The organism is Pseudomonas sp. GOM7 (assembly GCF_026723825.1).
Taxonomy (GTDB): domain Bacteria; phylum Pseudomonadota; class Gammaproteobacteria; order Pseudomonadales; family Pseudomonadaceae; genus Aquipseudomonas.
Genome location: NZ_CP113519.1, coordinates 3,428,011 through 3,444,446, shown reverse-complemented (window position 1 = coordinate 3,444,446; position 16,436 = coordinate 3,428,011). Strand labels below are relative to the sequence as shown.

The window sequence follows — 16,436 nt, the reverse complement described above, 5'->3', positions numbered from 1 at the left end:
GGAGGATGCATAGAATCCGAAAACCTAATTTCTCTTATATGTGAAATCCAAAATATGGATATCAGGGACGTCGACCTGAACCTGCTGAAAGTCTTCGATGCGCTGCGCCGCAAGCAGAGCGTGACCCAGGCCGGTGACCTGATGGGGCTCAGCCAGCCGGCCATGAGCTTTGCGCTGTCCAAGTTGCGCACACTCTTCGATGACCCCTTGTTCGTGCGCACCTCGCGGGGGATGCAGCCGACGGCCAGGGCCTTGCAGATCGCCGAGCCGGTGCAGCGCATTCTGGAGCTGGTGAGCAATGAGGTGCTGCCGTCCTCTGGATTCGTCGCCGAGCACTCGGAGCGTCAACTGGTGCTGTGCATGTCCGACATCGGTGAGATGGTGTTCTTGCCCAAGTTGATGCGGGTACTCGACGAGCGTGCGCCAGGCTTGCGTATTCGCACGCTGGCGCTATCTCCCGAGCAACTGGAGGAGGGACTGGATGCCGGAGACGTGGATGCGGCCATCGGCTACTTCCCGCGCCTGCTCAATTCGTCGATCCGCAATCGCGCCCTGTACAGCCACAGTTTCGTCTGCATCGTGCGGGAGGATCATCCGCATATCGCCGAGGGTTTGAGTGCAGAGCAGTACCAGGCGGCCGATCATGTCGCCGTGCAGGCCGATGGCCGTGGCATGGGCATCCTCGATCGCGAGCTGGCGCTGCGTGGTGTCACCCGTCGCATACGCTTCAGTCTGCCGCGCTTCATGGGCGTGCCGTTTCTGGTGGCCGAATCCGACATGATTGCCACCGTTCCTTTGGCGGTGGGGCGCCGCTTCGCCGAGATCGCCCAGGTTCGCCTGCTGCCTCTGCCCTGGGACATCACCGGCTACGACATCCATCTGCACTGGCACACCCGCTTCCATCACGATTCGGCCAACCGATGGCTGCGGGAAACCCTGATCGAACTGCTCGCCGACTTTCCGTCGTTACGCACCCTCGAATAGCGAGCCAGGGCGAGCGCCTGGCGAATGTGCCAGCAGGCCTATTGCTCGGCGCTCAACTGGTACGGGGCCAGCAAGGCTCTTTCGTGCTCGGGAACGCGTATCGGTTTGCGCGTCTCGCTATCCAGGGTGACCACTGTGGTGCGGGCCTGCACGCAGCGCTGGTCGTTCTGCCACAGCTCCTGAACGAAGCGGATGGAGCTGTTGCCGATTCGTTCGACGGCCGTGCGAACCGTCACCGGGGAGCCCCAGTGCAGCTCGCGAGTGAAATCGACGTTGAGGTTGACCACCATGGTCGGCACCCGGGAGCCCAGCTCTTCGCGAAACAGTGCCGCACGGCCGTCGGCCAGCCAGACGGGAATCACGGTGTTGTTGATATGCCCGCGCATGTCGGTTTCGCTGAAGCGAGGCTTGATCGAGGCTTCGAAGAAATAGCTCATGATCCCATCCTGGAATGGCCTGAAGGACCCGGCTGCAAGCACCTTGTCAGCCGGATTGCAGAGGGCTCGTCGGCGGCTTCAGAGCCGCTCGATGATCAGGGCCACGCCCTGGCCGACCCCGACGCACATGCTGCACAGCGCATAACGGCCCTGCTGGCGCTCCAACTGGTTCAGCGCGGTGGTGACCAGCCGCGCCCCGGAGGCGCCCAGGGGGTGGCCGATGGCGATGGCGCCCCCGTTGGGGTTGACCCGCGGGTCGTCGTCCTGCAGCCCCAGGCGCCGGCACACGGCGATGGCCTGCGCGGCGAAGGCCTCGTTGAACTCGATCACGTCCATCTGCTCGATGTTCAGTCCGCTCAGGCCCATGACCTTTTCCACCGCCGGTACCGGGCCCATGCCCATCAGGCGTGGGGCGACACCGGCAGTGGCCATGGCCACAACCCGGGCGCGTGGCTTGAGGCCATGCCGGTCGACGGCTGCGCCATTGGCCAGCAGCAGCGCACAGGCGCCATCGTTGATGCCCGAGGAGTTGCCGGCGGTCACCGTGCCATCGGCCTTGACCACGCCCTTCAGGCCGCTGAGCGCGTCGAGCGTGCTGTCCGGGCGCGGGTGTTCGTCCTGGCTGACGATGCGCTCCGGCTTGCGCGGCTGGGCGATGGTCACCGGCATGATTTCCCGGTCGAAGAAGCCTGCTTCCTGGGCGCGTTGCCAGCGCTGCTGGCTGCGCAGGGCAAAGGCGTCCTGGTCGGCACGCGACACACCTTCTTCCTCGGCCACGTTCTCGGCGGTCAGGGTCAGGGCATCGACGCCATATAGCGCCTTCATCTTCGGGTTGACCAGGCGCCAGCCGATGGTGGTGTCTTCCAGTTGCTGGCCGCGGGCGAAGGCCTGTTCCGCCTTGGCCATCACATAAGGGGAGCGGCTCATGCTTTCGACGCCGCCGGCGATCATCAGCTGCGCCTCACCACAGCGTAGGGCGCGGGCGGCGCTGCCCACCGCATCGAGGCCGGAGCCGCACAGGCGGTTGAGGGTCGCACCGGGCACCGACATCGGCAGGCCCGCCAGCAGCGCGGCCATGCGCGCGACGTTGCGGTTGTCTTCGCCGGCCTGGTTGGCGCAGCCGTAGATCACGTCATCGATCAGGCTCCAGTCCAGGCCAGGGTTGCGCGCCATCAGCTCGGCGATGGGCAGGGCGGCCAGGTCATCGGTGCGAACCGAGGCCAGGGCGCCATTGAAACGGCCGAACGGCGTGCGAATCGCATCGCAGATATAGGCTTCTGACATTTTCCTCATTCCTCCTCTGCTTGGGTGCCAGCGTCCAGCAGAGTGGCATCGCCACGCTCCTGGCCTTTGCCGGAGGCTTCGACGAAGCCATCTAGGGCGGCATTCAACTCACGCGAACCCATGCTGCGGGCAATGAACACCGGCCCGCCGCGCCAGCGCGGGAAGCCGTAGCCGTGGACGAGAGCGATATCGATATCCTCCGGGCGCTGGCAGACCCCTTGCGCGAGCAGCAGCAGGGCTTCGTTGATCAGTGCCAGCACGGCGCGCTGCTGGATTTCCTGGTCACTGAAGGCTTTGGCTGCGATGCCTTGTTCACGGCGATAGCCGGCGATGATCTCGGCGACTGCGCTGTCGATCTGGGGCTTGTTGTCCTCGCCATAGCGGTAGTAGCCCTTGGCCGTCTTGCGGCCGAGGCGACCGGCTTCGCAGAGCAGGTCGGGGATACCGACGTAGCGACGCAGGTGCCGTGTGGCGGCGGTCTGCTGGCGCATCCGCCAGGCGATGTCCAGGCCCGACATGTCGGCCACCTTGAACGGGCCCATGGCGAAACCGTAGTGCTCCAGCGCCGCGTCGATCTGCTCGGGGCTGGCGCCTTCTTCGAGCATGAACTCGCACTGGCGGCGATAGGCCGCGTACAGACGGTTGCCGACGAAGCCCCAGGCGTTGCCAACGACGATGGCTTTCTTCTTCAGGCGTTCGGCGAATTTCAGCGCCGCGCACAGCGCTTGCTCGCCGGTCGAACGGCCGCGCACCACTTCCAGCAGGGCCATGCGGTGTGCCGGGCTGAAGAAATGCAGGCCGAGTACGCGCTCGGGGTGAGGAATGCCTTCGGCGATCGCGTCGATGTCGAGGTAGGAGGTGTTGGTCGCCAGCAGGGTGTCGCTGCTCACCTGTGCGGCGAGTTGCTGGAACAGCGCCTGCTTGGCCGCCATGTCTTCGATGATCGCTTCGATCACCAGGTCGGCCTTGGCGACGGTCTGGATGTCCTGACTGGCGGTGAGGCGAGCGAGGATGGCATCGCGCTTGTCGGCGCTCAGACGTTGGCGCTCGACGTCGCGCGCCAGCTCGTCTTCGATGCGCTTGACGCCTGCGGCGAGTGCTTGCGCATTGAGTTCGAGCAGCTCCACCGTGCAGCCGGCCTGCAGCGCGCACAGGGCGATACCGCTGCCCATGGTGCCGGCACCGATGACCGCGACCCGCTCCAGCACCCGTGCTTCTGTCGGCTGCGCCGGGACATAGGGCTCGGCGCGTTCGGCGAAGAACAGGTAGCGCAGGGCCTGGGCCGCCTGGCTGCCGCGCAGGGCGAGAAAGGCCGCGCGCTCTTTGCCGATGGCCTGGGCGAAGCTCATCTCATCGGCGGCCAGAACCACTTCGGCGGCAACCGCTGCCGCCGGCAGACCGCGCGCGGCGGCGATCAGTTTCTGGGCTCGCGTGCGCAGGGCGGCCTTGTCCTCGGCGGCCACCGGGCGCGCGCTCAGTGGTCGTTTGCCGCCCTGGTATTGGCGGGCAAAGGCCAGGGCTTCGACCTGTTGTTCGGCTTCGTCGCTGGCGCTCAGCAGATGATCCACCAGACCCAGTTCCAGAGCCTTGGCGGCCTTGATCGGTTTGCCGCTGACGATCATCTCCAGCGCCGTGCCCATGCCGACTGCGCGGGGCAGGCGCTGGGTGCCGCCGGCACCGGGGATGATGCCCACCGTGACTTCCGGCAGGCCCAGGTTGGCAGTGGTCGTGGCCAGGCGGGCATCGCAGGCCAGTGCCAGTTCCAGACCACCGCCCAGGGTATGGCCCTTGATCAGCGCGATCACCGGCAGGGGGCAGGCTTCCAGCGCCGCCGTCACCTGGGGCAGGGTGGGCTCGGTCGGCTCGTTCTCCAGCTCGCGCAGGTCGGCGCCGGCCATCAGGTTGCGTCCGGCACCGGTCAACAGCACCGCACGGGTTCGCGCCATATCAAGGCTCGCCAGCGCCTGGAGAATGCCTCGTCTGACGGCATCGGTGCTGCTGTTGACCGGCGGATTGTCGAGGGTGATCACGGCGATCTCGCCCTCGTAGGCCAGGTGAACCTGGCCGTTGCTCAGGGCTTCAGCCATGACGGCGTTCCCCGCTGACTTCTTCGTCGGCCTGCTGCAGCACCAGTACGGCGTCGGCCGCGACTACGCCCTGGCCTTCGGGCAGGACGAACAACGGGTTGATTTCAGACGTCACCAGGCGTTCGCCAAAGGCGGCGACCAGGGCGGAGAAATTGACGATGGCCTGGGCCAGTGCTTCGGTATCACGGCGCTTGGAACCGCGATAGCCGTCGAGCAATGGCCAGGTGATCAGTTGCTGCATCATCGAGTGAGCCTGCTCCAGGGTCAGGCCACCCTGTTCGGGCAGCATGCGCAGCGCGGTGTCCTTGTACAGCTCGGCGGTGACGCCGCCGGCACCCAGGAGAATGGTGGTGCCCAGGGCGTCGCGGTTGGCGCCGAGGATCAGCTCGTGACCGCCAGCGACCATGGCTTCGACCAGGAAGCGGTCCGGGCGATAGCCGACGTGGCCGGCCACTTCCGTGGCCATCTTGTCGAAGCGTGCGCCGATGGTGTCGGCCGTCTGGTGCAGGGCCACGCCGCCGATATCGCTCTTGTGCAGCAGCTTGGCGTCCAGCACCTTGAGCACCACCGGATGTTCCAGTTCGCGAGCGGCCTGCACGGCCTCCTCGCGGCTGGCGACCACGCGGCTCTGCGGTACGCGCAGCCCTACCTGGCTGAACAGCGCCTTGGCGGCGGCCTCATCGAGCGAGCCTGCGGCCTGCTCGACCATCGCCGGCAACTGGATGCGCGGCGCGGCTGCCAGGTTGGGCAGCGGCTGGGCGATGAGATCCAGCGCGCCGAGCACGGCGCTGCAGCTTTCCGGCGAGCTGAAGCCCGGAATGCCGGCGCTGTTCAGGCGCTTGAGGGTATCGGGCGCATAGGGGCTGACGTAGGCCAGCACGGGTTTGTCATTGGTCTCCAGGCAGTCCTGGATGGCGCTGACCACCAGTTCAGGCATGGCCAGGCCGGAGGAGCCGATGATCACCACCAGCGCGTCGTAGCTGTCGCTGGCTAGCAGGGTGCGGATCGCCTGGCGCAGCAGGTCGGGTTGCAGGCCGGCCAGGGTCACGTCGATCGGGTTGCGGTCGAGCGCGGTGGGGGTGTCGCCCTGCAGGGCGCGCAGCTTCTCGGCGGTGGCGGCATCCGGGGCCGGGGTGTCGAAGTGGTTCATGCCCAGGCTGTCGGCGATCAGCGTGCCAGCACCGCCGGTGGAGGTCAGGATGGCCACACGGCGGCCGGCCAGGCGGCGCCCGGCGACCAGTACGGCGGGGATGTCGAGGAATTCGTCGAAGGTGTTGGCACGGATCACCCCCAGCTCGCGGAAGAAGGCATCGTAGACGCGGTCTTCGCCGGCCAGCGCGCCGGTATGGGAGCTGGCGGCGGTGGCACCTGCTTCGGAGCGGCCGATCTTGAACACCACCAGCGGTTTACCCGCCGCGCGGGCGCGCAACGCCACTTCACGAAAACGCTGAGGATTGCGCACGCTTTCCAGATACAGGGCGATGACCTGGGTGTTGTCGTCATCCACCAGATAGTCGATGAAGTCGCTGACTTCCAGATCCACCTCGTTGCTGGTGGAAATCAGCGAGGAGAGACCGATTCCACGACCCGCGGCGCGGGAGAGCAGGGCGCCGAGAATGCCGCCGCTCTGGGAGACCACGGCGACATGGCCGGTGGGCAGGTCGCTGATTTCCAGAGCACCGCTGGCGGACAGCGGGATGCGCGCGGACAGGTTGACCAGGCCGATGGTGTTGGGGCCGAGGATGCGCATCGAACCGGCAGCCGCCTTCAGCTCCTCCTGCAGGTTCAGGCCGCCTTCACCGGCTTCGGCGAAGCCGCTGGCCAGCACCACCGCCGCCTTGCAGCCGAGCTTGGCCAATGAGCGCACGGCATCGATGCTGCGCTTGGCGCTGAGCAGCACCAGACCGACGTCAGGGGCCTGCGGCAGCTCCTCGATGCTGGCGTAGCAGCGCAGCCCCTGGATTTCGCTGGCTTTCGGGTTGACCGGGTAGATGGCGCCCGCGAAGCCGTGCTTGAGCAGATAGGAAACCGGGCGTCCCGAGGTCTTGCTGGCATCCGCCGAGGCACCGATGACGGCAACGCTTTTAGGGTTGAGCAGGGCATCGAGCTGTTTCATTTGGCGGCCTCCTTGGCGTTATCGAGGAAGGCCTGCACCGAGGCGCGGTGTTCCTGCGAGGTGTAGCAGATGCCCTGGGCCTTGCTGCCTTCGGCGAACACTTGGTGTTCGGCCATCTCGTAGCTGCGATTGATGATGGACTTGGTCAGGGCGGTGGCGGTGCGCGAGCCGCGGCTCATCTCATCGGCCATGGCCATGGCGCTGCTCAGCAGATCGTCGGCCTCGCAGAGGCGGTCTGCGATACCCAGTTCCAGCGCTTCTTCGGCGGCGACACGGCGGCCACTGAAGATCAGTGCCTTGGCCCGCGCCAGGCCGACCCGCCGTGGCAGGAAGTACAGACCACCACCATCGGGGATCAGGCCGCGGGCGATGTAGGCCCAGGTGAAGGTGGCCGGGCGCGCGGCGACGACGAAGTCGCAGGACAGCGCCAGATCGGCGCCCAGACCGGCAGCGGCGCCATTGACGGCGGCGATGGTGGGGATGGGCAGGTTGAGCAGCAGGCTGGCGGCATAGTGCACGCCTTGCTGGCGCTCCCAGCCGTTGAAGCCAACGACGGCCGGATCGGCCTCCATGCGCGCCTGCATGCCGGCGATGTCACCGCCGGCGCAAAAGCCCTTGCCGGTGCCGGTGATGATGAGCGCACGGACGCTGCGATCGCTACGCAATTTCTCCAGCAACTGGACCAGCTCGGCGCGCATGGCGTCGCTCATCGCATTGCGTTTTTCTGGCCGGTTCAGGGTCAGGACGGCAATGCCGTTTTCCTGATTGAAGTTGATGAGAGTGTTCTGACTCATTATGGAATCTCTTGTAATTGAAATTGAATGAACCGATTCGAGTTGTGCCTGGAGAAATGGCAGTCCGACGGATAAGTGCCAACTCACTTGCTTGGCGCTTTGAACTTCAGGTCTGCAGTCACCTATGGATCATTCTTGAGTCAACGCGGCAGGCGTTCAAATGACTAAAGATGCCGGTTGGTCTAACAAAACGTTGGGATGTGCTTTTTCTTCGCCCCTCGTCCTCAGGGTGCGCGGGCGCCATGCTGGCCGCTCGGGGCGCGTATCCCAGGCGCAGCGGGCTACTCTTGCCCGATGCCTGGAGGCATGACAAACAACTTGCTGCTCTAGGCCAAATAAATTCTCAGTTCAGGGCCGCGAAGCCTTCGGTCATAGTGGGGCTGCGATAACGAGATGGGTTGAGAACTGCCGGTTATTCAATCCACCGCTGCAACCGCCCAGGTATGCACCTGGCGGCTTTAGTGCGTGGACAACCCCAGACAATAAAAACAACCGCGCACTGGCAGGCGTGGAAAATCCGTGGCCTCAGGTCGCGGTGAGAGGACATGAAGATGAACGCATCGAGTGCGTCGACGACTTCAGCAAGCGCGAAGGCGTCGACAACGGGGCCGTGCAATGCGGAGCCCGTAGTCAAAGTTCCAGCAGGTGTATTGGACATTCTCGCCGGGGTCGTGCTGCTGGGCGTGTTCGGCCTGTATGGCTGGCATGCCCTGCAACTGCCCGGGCCGATGAACCCCAATGGCATAGGTGTCGGTGAGTTTCCCGTGATCATCGCCGTGACCAGCCTCGTCGCGGTGGTGCTGATGCTGGGTGTTGGGGTGCTCAAGTGCTTGCGCCGCTCGGTCCAGCAGATGGTCACGACATGTCGCCCTCTGCCTGTCGTGCTGGCCGTGCTGGTAGTGCTGGGCATCGGCACCTACCTGGACAAGCTGGGCCCCCTGATCGGCGTCGCAGTGCTCTCGGCGCTGACCATGCTGGTCGTGGGTGAGCGTCGACCCATGCAGATCATTGCCGTTTCCCTGGGCCTGAGCCTGGGGTTGTATGCGGTGTTCGTCCTGGCTCTCGGCGTCAGCTTTTCTTGAGGTAACAATCCCATGTTGGAAAATATCCTGATCGGGTTTTCGGCCTTTGCCGACCCCCTGGTGCTGGTCGGTCTGATCGTCGGTGCGCTGCTGGGCTACATGATCGGTGCGCTGCCCGGCTTGGGCCCGAGTCTCGGCGTCGCCTTGCTTATTCCCTTCACCTACACGCTCGACCCGCTCGTGTCGATCGTGACCTTGGTCTCTCTCTATGCGGCTGCCGAATATGGCGGCGCCATTTCCGCCATCCTGATCAATTCACCCGGAACGGCGGCTGCAGTGGCCACCTCCTGGGATGGCTTTCCGCTGACCCAGCAAGGCAAGGCCGGCGTTGCCCTGAACATCTCCATCGTTTCCTCGGGCATCGGTATCTTCGTCAGCGCACTGCTGTTGCTGCTGACGGCGGTTCCGCTTTCGGAGTTCGCGCTGAACTTCGGGCCTACCGCCTATTTCGCCCTGGCCGTTCTGGGCTTGAGCCTCGTCTCGACACTCTCCAACGGTTCGGCGGCCAAGGGCGCCATCGCCATGGGCATCGGCCTGGCCCTGGCCACGGTCGGGCTCGATACGCAGACCGGCATTCCCCGCTTCAGCCCCAACCCCGAGTTCTTCGAGGGCTTCCCCCTGGTGCCGGTGCTGCTGGGTTTGTTCGCGCTTTCCGAAGTGCTGTTCATGGTCGAAGCCGGGCCTTCTGGCAAGGTCAAGAGCCATCCGATGACAGGGATTCTCGCGGTACCGTTGAAAACCTTCGGCAAGTTGAAGGGCAATCTGCTGAGAAGCTCCGTGCTCGGTTACATCATCGGTGTGGTGCCAGGGGCCGGGGCTTCCATCGCCTCCTTCGTCGCCTATGCCGTATCGAAGAAGGCCTCGAAAACGCCCGAGCAGTTCGGCAAGGGTAGCATCGAGGGGATCGCGGCATCGGAGTCGGCCAACAACGCCGCCGTATCGGGCGCGCTGGCCCCCTTGTTCGCGCTGGGTATCCCCGGTTCGCCGACCACTGCCATCATGATCGGCGCGCTGATGATCCATGGCATTCAGCCTGGACCGTTGCTGTTCACCACCAACCCGGAGATTCCTTACACCGTCATCGCGGCGCTGTGGGTCAGCGTGCCGGTGATGATCTTCATTGGCCTGGCCGGGGCGAAGTACTGGGCGAAGGTGGCGGACATTCCACGCCCGGCCGTCGCCGCTACGGTAACCGCCATCTGCCTGATGGGTGCATACGCTTCCGAGAACTCGATGTTCCCCGTTTATGTCGCTCTGGCCTTCGGTGTGCTCGGTTATGTGCTGCGCAAGCTGGATATTCCGCTCGCGCCCATCATTCTGGCGCTGGTTCTCGGTGAAATGCTCGAAACCAACTTCCGCCGGGCGTTGGTCATTTCCAACGGCGACTATTCGGTGTTCTACAGCAGCCCGCTGACCCTGATCCTGCTGGGGGTAGCCGTGCTCTCCTTCGCTATGCCTGCCTTTAAGTTCCTGCGCGGCAGGTTCACCCGTCAGCGCCTCGCCTGAGGGCGTATTGCACTGACTTCAGGGCCCGCAACGGCAAGCCAGCGATGGCGTGTCATTGCGGGCCGTTTCATGTGTGGCATGGGCTTTCGCCGGGTCTTGCCGAGCCTGGCGCGTCCATGTGCAGAGGTACCCTGAAAGAGGAGCGTGATGGTTATGGATTTTTCCGGCCTTGCCCGGTTGCTTGCGCTGTACGGGCTCTGCTTCGCCATGGGGCGGTTGTTCGCGGCAATCGGCATGCCCTTGCCGTACATGATCGGGCCATTGCTGCTGACGGCCACCCTGTACATCAGCGGGTTGATGAAAACGCCCATTTCGGCCAGAACCCGGCCCTATGGGCAAATGATCATTGCCTCCACCGTAGGCCTGGCATTCACCCCGGCCGCCTTGCTGGTCATCCTCGAAATGGGCCTCGAGATCGTGGCCCTGGCCATTCTGACCGGCGTGTGCGCGCTATTCGTATCCGTGCTGCTCAAGCGCTTCAGTCGTCTCGACTATTCCACCGCGTTGCTCTGCACCATACCTACCAGCCCGGTAGAGGCGGCCGTGATCGCTGAACGGTTCGGCCTCGACAAGGGGGTGGTGGTGCTGTCGCAGACCATCCGCATCGCCAGCGTCGTGGTGATCATCCCCATTGCACTCTATGTGGCCGACGGTTGGCCGGGCAATGCGGGGCGCACCCTGGGGGCTACCGGCGCCCTGGATCTCGGCGGTATCGGGCTGTTGGCCGTTTCCGCTTTGGCCGGTGCCATGCTGTTCAAATGGCTGAGGCTGCCGAATCCCTATTTCTTCGGGGCCTTGCTGATTTCCGCCGCGGCCTCCAGCAGTGGTTTGCACGTGGCGCCTTATCCTTCGCTGGTGCTGGCCATCGCGCAGGTGGTGCTGGGTACCTGGCTGGGTTCGGTGTTCACCAGGGAGCTGTTCCTGGAGATGAAGCTCACGCTCACCATCATCCTGTCCATGCTCCTGTTCCTGTTCATGAGCAGCATGATGGCGGTGGTCTTCGCTGGGCTGACCGAACTGCCCTGGGAGGTCATGGTGCTCAGCGCAGCGCCGGGAGGCGTCACGGAAATGGCACTGACCGCGCAGTTCCTTGGCTACAGCGTGGCCATCATCGTGTCCTTTCAGATCGTGCGGATCTGCATATTCATGCCGGGCGTTCACTGGTTCATTGCCGCGGCGCGGCGCTTCGAGTCGAGGGGCGCATCCTGAGCATCAACGCCTGAGCATGGCCATTGGCGGTCATGAAGCATCTTTGCGGTTCAGCTCGCGCCTGATGCTCTCGGTCAGCTCGAGCAGCGGCTGCGCATAGCGCGCTGTCACTGCCTCGATGCTTTCGCGGGTCGACAGGCTGATATTCAGCGCATGGGCGCGATAGCTGGGGAGGTCGAGGGGGGCGGCTATCGACACCACTTGCGGTTGCCAGGAAGCGGTGCAATAGCCATGGCATCCGACACTGCGCATGGCCGCTTCGATCTCTCTGCTCAGCTCTGCCCAGCGCGAGGCGCAGCGCCGTGCCTGGAAATGTTGCAGCAGCGCTTGGCGGTGCACCTCGTCCTGCACCGCCAGACAGGCGCGGCCCAGTGCGGTCAGCTCCATGGGTAGACGCTGCCCCGTGCCGACGTTGCGCGGCGATTTGCGCGCGCTCAGCCTGATCGACTCCAGGTAGACCATCTCGTCGCCATCGGCAGCGGCCAGGCCAACGTTCACCTGGAGTTGCCGGGCGACCTGGCGCATCAAGGGTTCCGCTATTTGCACCAGCGTACTGCCGTGATGCAGGGTGTGGGCCAGGCTGAGCAGGGAGGCGGCGAGCCGATAGGCACCACTGACCGGGTCGTAATCGAGGAAGCCGCTGCGAACCAGCGTTTGCGTCAGGCGGCTGACGGTCGACTTGGACAGGCCCGTTCTTTCGCTCAGCTCCCCATTGCTCAGGTACTCGCAGCCCGGACGAAAGGCCCGCAACAGGCCCAGGCCACGTTCCAGGGAGCGATTCGGGGTCGACTTGCCCTGGCCGGGAAGGCCCGAAGGCGTCGTTGTGTCGGCGGCCTGTTCCAGTGCGTGAAGGTGAGGGCTGAACATCGCCTTGGCTCTCTGAGTGCTCGGTTACATGACATGAACTCGAATCCGAGTTCATCAAATTCTGTGAGTGATGCTCTCGGATCGTCCTTAGGCTAACGCAACAAGCCGCAAGCCAGTGTCAGTATGGCCTTGATGTTCCATGCAATGGAATTGCTCGGTTGAACATCAGGATCACGATTGCATAATCGATGGGCGTTTCATTCAAGACTCATAACAACAAGTAGGTCTCTATGAACATTCCCTCTCTTGCCGCTTCATTGGCGCATGTCTCGGTAGCCGTGCTCCGGCATTGCAATGCAGTGCATGTCAGTTCAGGTCGAATACGCGGTATTCAATCCCACTCCGGATGAATGACTGCAAATAGCGCCATCGCTATTTGAATCGAACCCGCTTGGGTCACCTCTCCTTGTCTATCCCGCTTGCGCAGAGTCGATGCGTCGGGTTTCGGCTTGCCTGGTGATGCCCAAGTTCGGCTTCGCCCACCCTCGACCGGCTCCGCCCTGGTTGCGGCGTCCGGTCCTTCGTCAGGTACTTACGATGAACACGATGAAACTCATGCCCCTGTGCGTGGCAGGGACGGGGCTTGCCCTCATGCTGCCTTCGGCCTTCGCGGAAGGTTTTCTGGAAGACAGCAAAGCCTCACTGGATCTGCGCAATTTCTACATGAACCGCGACTTCAGGGAGGGAAGCGGGCAGTCACAGCGCGAAGAGTGGGCGCAGGGCTTCATCCTGCGCTACCAATCCGGCTATACCCCCGGCGCCATCGGTGTCGGCTTCGACGCCATCGGCATGCTGGGTATCAAGCTCGATTCCGGCCGCGGTCGGGCCGGCACGGGGCTGCTGCCGGTGGAAGACGACAGGGATGTGTCGGATGACTACTCGAAGGCTGGCGGCACGCTCAAGCTGCGGGCGTCCAGCAGCGAGTTCAAGCTGGGCACGCTGCTGCCCAAGTGGCCAACCTTGCAGGCCAATGATGGCCGTCTGCTGCCACAGACCTTCGAGGGCATGCAACTGCAGGTTCGCGAGCTGAAAGGCCTGGAGCTCACCGGCGCACAGATCCAGCGCGTCGTGCAACGCGACCAGACGAGCGATGAAGGCCTGGCGCTGAACAACAAGAACCGTCGCTTCAGCGGCTCTCTGGACGGTGGTGACTTCGAGCTGCTCGGGCTCAGCTACAGGGTTCTGGAAAACACCGACTTCAGTTACCAGTACGCTCGCTTCGAGAACATCTATCGCCAGCAGTTCGTGGGGCTCAGCGATCGACGCAAGGGCGAGTGGGGCGCTTTCAACACGGATATCCGCCTGTTCCTGAGCGACGATGAAGGCAATGCCCATGGCGGTGACATCGATAACCGCGCATTCAGCGCCATGGGCACCTACAAGCTGAACGGCCATTCGCTGGGGGTTGGTTATCAGGTCATGTCGGGGGACTCGGCCTTCCCCTATGTCGCAGGCGCAAACCCCTACCTGGTCAACTTCGTCCAGATCGGCGATTTCGCCGAGAAGGACGAGCGCTCCTGGCAACTGCGCTACGACTATGACCTCGCCAAGGTGGGCATCCCTGGCCTGACCTTCATGACCCGTTACCTGCGCGGCAGTGGCGCGGATGTGCGAGGGGCTGACGGTGGCGGTGAGCGCGAACTGGATGTCGAGCTGCAGTACGTGTTCCAGAGCGGCAGCTTAAAGGGGATGGGTGTGCGCTTGCGCAGCGCCACCTACAGATCCGACTTCGCTCGTGATGCCAACGACGCTCGCGTTATCATCAGTTACCCGCTCAGTCTTCTCTGAGTCCGATGCACCAGTCGCGCGGCCATTGCCTGGCAGCGACTGGTGCTTTTTGTTTGATCACGGTGGCCCCATGAAATATCCCCTGCCTCCCTTGAACCCCTTGAGAGCCTTCGAGGCCGCGGCCCGGCTCTGCAGCCTGACCAGTGCCGCAGAAGAGATGAACGTCTCGCAAGTGGCCGTCAGTCGTCAGGTACGGGTACTCGAGGAATACTTCGGGGTGGCCCTGTTCCGGCGTTTGCACAGGGGCATCGAGCTGACGCGCGAGGGCAAGGAGCTGTACGAGGGCGTTACCCAGGCGTTTCAGGACATCAGCAGTGCGGCACGTAAAGTGTCGCGCAGGGGCCGGCGGGATATCCTTTCCATTCAGTCCTACACGACCTTTTCGCAGCGTTGGCTGATTCCCCGGCTGGCCAATTTTCACGATGCCCATGAATCGATTGAAATCAGGTTGTCCTCGTCATTGGCGCCAGTGGATTTCGACACCCAGAACATCGATGCCTCGATTCGCTCGGGGCGTGGCGACTGGCCCGATCTGCATGCGGAAAAACTCGTCGATATCGAACTCATCCCCATCTGTTCGCCAACCCTGATGGAGTCGGCGAAACTCGAGGCGCCGCAGGACCTTTCCCGAGTGCGCTTGCTGCATTCCATGGCGCGGCCCAACGACTGGGCAAGCTGGCTGTCAGCCACCGCTACCCGGGTCGATGCCGATAGCGGTGTCCGCTTCGATAACTCGGCACTGGCTTACGAGGCCGCCTCGATGAACATGGGCGTGGCCATCGCGGTCAAGGCCTTCGTCGAGCGTCAACTGAAGAATGGCAGTTTCATCGCGCCTTTCGAGCACACCTGCAAGACCGGCGAAGGCTATTACCTGACCTGGCCGCGCAACATGAAGCCATCGGAACCGCTGCTGAAATTCCTCTCCTGGATGCGTGAGCTGCTGGCGCAAACCGATTGATCGCCGTTGCCGTTACCGCTTTTCGCCGCTGCCCGCCGGGCAGGGGCGTATAACCTGTCGCGCCGTATCCCCCCGAGCCCCGCGCGCCGCTGCGCGGGCATGCGCCTGTGCTCAATCGCCTGGCGCGCTGCCCAATATAAAGGCACGCTTTGGCTGACAAATCGTCAGTACCGCCTCCGATGGATATTTGGGAGCCTTGTTTCAGGGGCTGACCCCATAGCGAATTAAAAAAATAACATCCGTCGGAGATCGTCAGAACATGCTAAGCAAAGCTGGAAACAAAGCCCGTCACTGCCTGGGTGCAAGCGTACTGGCTGCCATGACAATGCTCGGTGCGGTCGATGCCGCGCTGGCCGAAGGCGAGTGGCGCCCCACCGGGCCCGTGAACATGGTCATGCACACGGCAGCGGGCGGAACCGCGGATGTGTTCATCAGAACCCTGGCCAAGACCCTGGAGCCGGAAATCGGCCAGAAGGTGATCGTCATCAACGCCCCGGGTGGTGGTGGCGCCGCGCAGATGACGCGGATTCGCGCCGCCCGCCCGGATGGCCTGACGCTGGGGATCAATACCCTGTCGCACTTCACCAGCATGTTGACCAACCTCAAGGGTACTTACGCCATCGATGACTTCTCCTGGATCGCCTCGACCCAGGAGGACGCCATCCTGCTGTTCGTCAAATCCGGTTCCGATATCAAGAACCTGGATGGCCTGATCGCCAAGGCCAAAGCCAGCAATGGCCAGGTCAATGTCGGCGGCTTCGGCCCGGCGGGCTCGATGCAGAGCCTCGGCATCTCGATGCTGGAGAAGGCTGCTGGGGTCAAGTTCAACTGGGTCGCCTTCAACTCCACCCCGGATATCACCGCGGCCCTGCTCGGCGGGCATGTCGATGTCGGGGTCTCCAACCTCGGCGCCGTCAGCTCCTTCTTCGACGCCGAGCGCATCGAAGGCCTGGGCGTGCTGGGCAAGGATCGGCTCACCGGTCTGCCCGAGGTGCCCACTTTCGCCGAACAGGGTTATGAGGTGGACACCAGTTGGCTGCAGGTTCGCGGGGTATTCGGGCCGGCGGACATGCCCAAGGAACTGCAGCAGCAGATCGCCGATGCCATCCACAAGGCGATGCGCTCGGAGGAATACCAGAACTACGCGCGCAACGCTGGCGTGGTGGATTCCTGGATGGGGCCGGACGAGTACACGAAATTCGTCAAGCGTGTAACGGCAGTGGCGGAAGTCCAGCTCAAGGAAGCCGGTTACATCCAGTGAAGTAGCTGGGCCAGCGAGATGGCAGGTCAAGGATCTGGCGAACGCCAGGTCATGCCAGGCCAG

At 63.7% G+C, this 16,436-nt stretch carries 13 protein-coding genes; 7 read left to right on the top strand and 6 right to left on the bottom strand.

Going from position 1 to position 16,436, the window contains the following annotated elements; genetic code table 11:
* The first annotated feature begins 54 nt into the window (after positions 1-54).
* On the top strand, positions 55-984 hold the full coding sequence (locus tag OU800_RS15165) for a LysR family transcriptional regulator (protein ID WP_268178136.1): 930 nt from the start codon (positions 55-57) through the stop codon (positions 982-984).
* A gap of 38 nt (positions 985-1,022) precedes the next feature.
* Here OU800_RS15165 and OU800_RS15160 read toward each other — a convergent pair whose 3' ends face one another.
* From OU800_RS15160 to OU800_RS15140, 5 genes are all read right to left on the bottom strand, one after another.
* A complete protein-coding gene (locus OU800_RS15160; RefSeq protein ID WP_268178135.1) occupies positions 1,023-1,421 on the bottom strand; it encodes an acyl-CoA thioesterase in 399 nt (132 codons plus the stop codon).
* 78 nt (positions 1,422-1,499) lie between these two features.
* On the bottom strand, positions 1,500-2,705 hold the full coding sequence (pcaF, locus tag OU800_RS15155; RefSeq protein ID WP_268178134.1) for a 3-oxoadipyl-CoA thiolase: 1,206 nt from the start codon (positions 2,703-2,705) through the stop codon (positions 1,500-1,502).
* A gap of 5 nt (positions 2,706-2,710) precedes the next feature.
* A complete protein-coding gene (locus OU800_RS15150; RefSeq protein WP_268178133.1) occupies positions 2,711-4,792 on the bottom strand; it encodes a 3-hydroxyacyl-CoA dehydrogenase NAD-binding domain-containing protein in 2,082 nt (693 codons plus the stop codon).
* Entirely contained in the window at positions 4,785-6,908 is a 2,124-nt protein-coding gene (locus OU800_RS15145; protein WP_268178132.1) for an acetate--CoA ligase family protein, read from the bottom strand. The genes OU800_RS15150 and OU800_RS15145 overlap by 8 nt, the downstream gene beginning before the upstream one ends.
* Positions 6,905-7,702 carry an enoyl-CoA hydratase/isomerase family protein gene (locus tag OU800_RS15140; RefSeq protein ID WP_268178131.1) on the bottom strand — a complete coding sequence of 266 codons (798 nt, stop codon included), beginning with the start codon at positions 7,700-7,702 and terminating at the stop codon, positions 6,905-6,907. The genes OU800_RS15145 and OU800_RS15140 overlap by 4 nt, the downstream gene beginning before the upstream one ends.
* 650 nt (positions 7,703-8,352) lie before the next feature.
* Here OU800_RS15140 and OU800_RS15135 point away from each other — a divergent pair.
* The 3 genes from OU800_RS15135 to OU800_RS15125 all read left to right on the top strand — a co-directional run bounded on the left by OU800_RS15135 (position 8,353) and on the right by OU800_RS15125 (position 11,499).
* Positions 8,353-8,784, top strand: coding sequence for a tripartite tricarboxylate transporter TctB family protein (locus tag OU800_RS15135; RefSeq protein WP_268178130.1), 432 nt, complete (start codon positions 8,353-8,355; stop codon positions 8,782-8,784).
* Between the two features lie 12 nt (positions 8,785-8,796).
* Positions 8,797-10,290, top strand: coding sequence for a tripartite tricarboxylate transporter permease (locus tag OU800_RS15130; RefSeq protein ID WP_268178129.1), 1,494 nt, complete (start codon positions 8,797-8,799; stop codon positions 10,288-10,290).
* 153 nt (positions 10,291-10,443) lie between these two features.
* Positions 10,444-11,499 carry an AbrB family transcriptional regulator gene (locus tag OU800_RS15125; protein WP_268178128.1) on the top strand — a complete coding sequence of 352 codons (1,056 nt, stop codon included), beginning with the start codon at positions 10,444-10,446 and terminating at the stop codon, positions 11,497-11,499.
* 30 nt (positions 11,500-11,529) lie between these two features.
* On the opposite strand, the gene OU800_RS15120 is transcribed toward OU800_RS15125, so the two are convergent.
* A complete protein-coding gene (locus OU800_RS15120; RefSeq protein WP_268178127.1) occupies positions 11,530-12,366 on the bottom strand; it encodes an IclR family transcriptional regulator in 837 nt (278 codons plus the stop codon).
* Positions 12,367-12,912: 546 nt separating this feature from the next.
* Between OU800_RS15120 and OU800_RS15115 the strand changes: the two genes are divergently transcribed.
* The 3 genes from OU800_RS15115 (at position 12,913) to OU800_RS15105 (ending at position 16,373) form a co-directional block, all read left to right on the top strand.
* Positions 12,913-14,154: an OprD family porin gene (locus OU800_RS15115; protein WP_268178125.1), complete on the top strand. Its 1,242-nt coding sequence runs from the start codon at positions 12,913-12,915 to the stop codon at positions 14,152-14,154.
* The gene (locus tag OU800_RS15110) at positions 14,105-15,112 is read left to right on the top strand and encodes a LysR substrate-binding domain-containing protein (protein ID WP_268178123.1); all 1,008 of its coding nucleotides are present in this window, start codon (positions 14,105-14,107) and stop codon (positions 15,110-15,112) included. The genes OU800_RS15115 and OU800_RS15110 overlap by 50 nt, the downstream gene beginning before the upstream one ends.
* A 319-nt stretch (positions 15,113-15,431) precedes the next feature.
* Entirely contained in the window at positions 15,432-16,373 is a 942-nt protein-coding gene (locus OU800_RS15105; protein WP_268178122.1) for a tripartite tricarboxylate transporter substrate binding protein, read from the top strand.
* Positions 16,374-16,436: the final 63 nt, after the last annotated feature.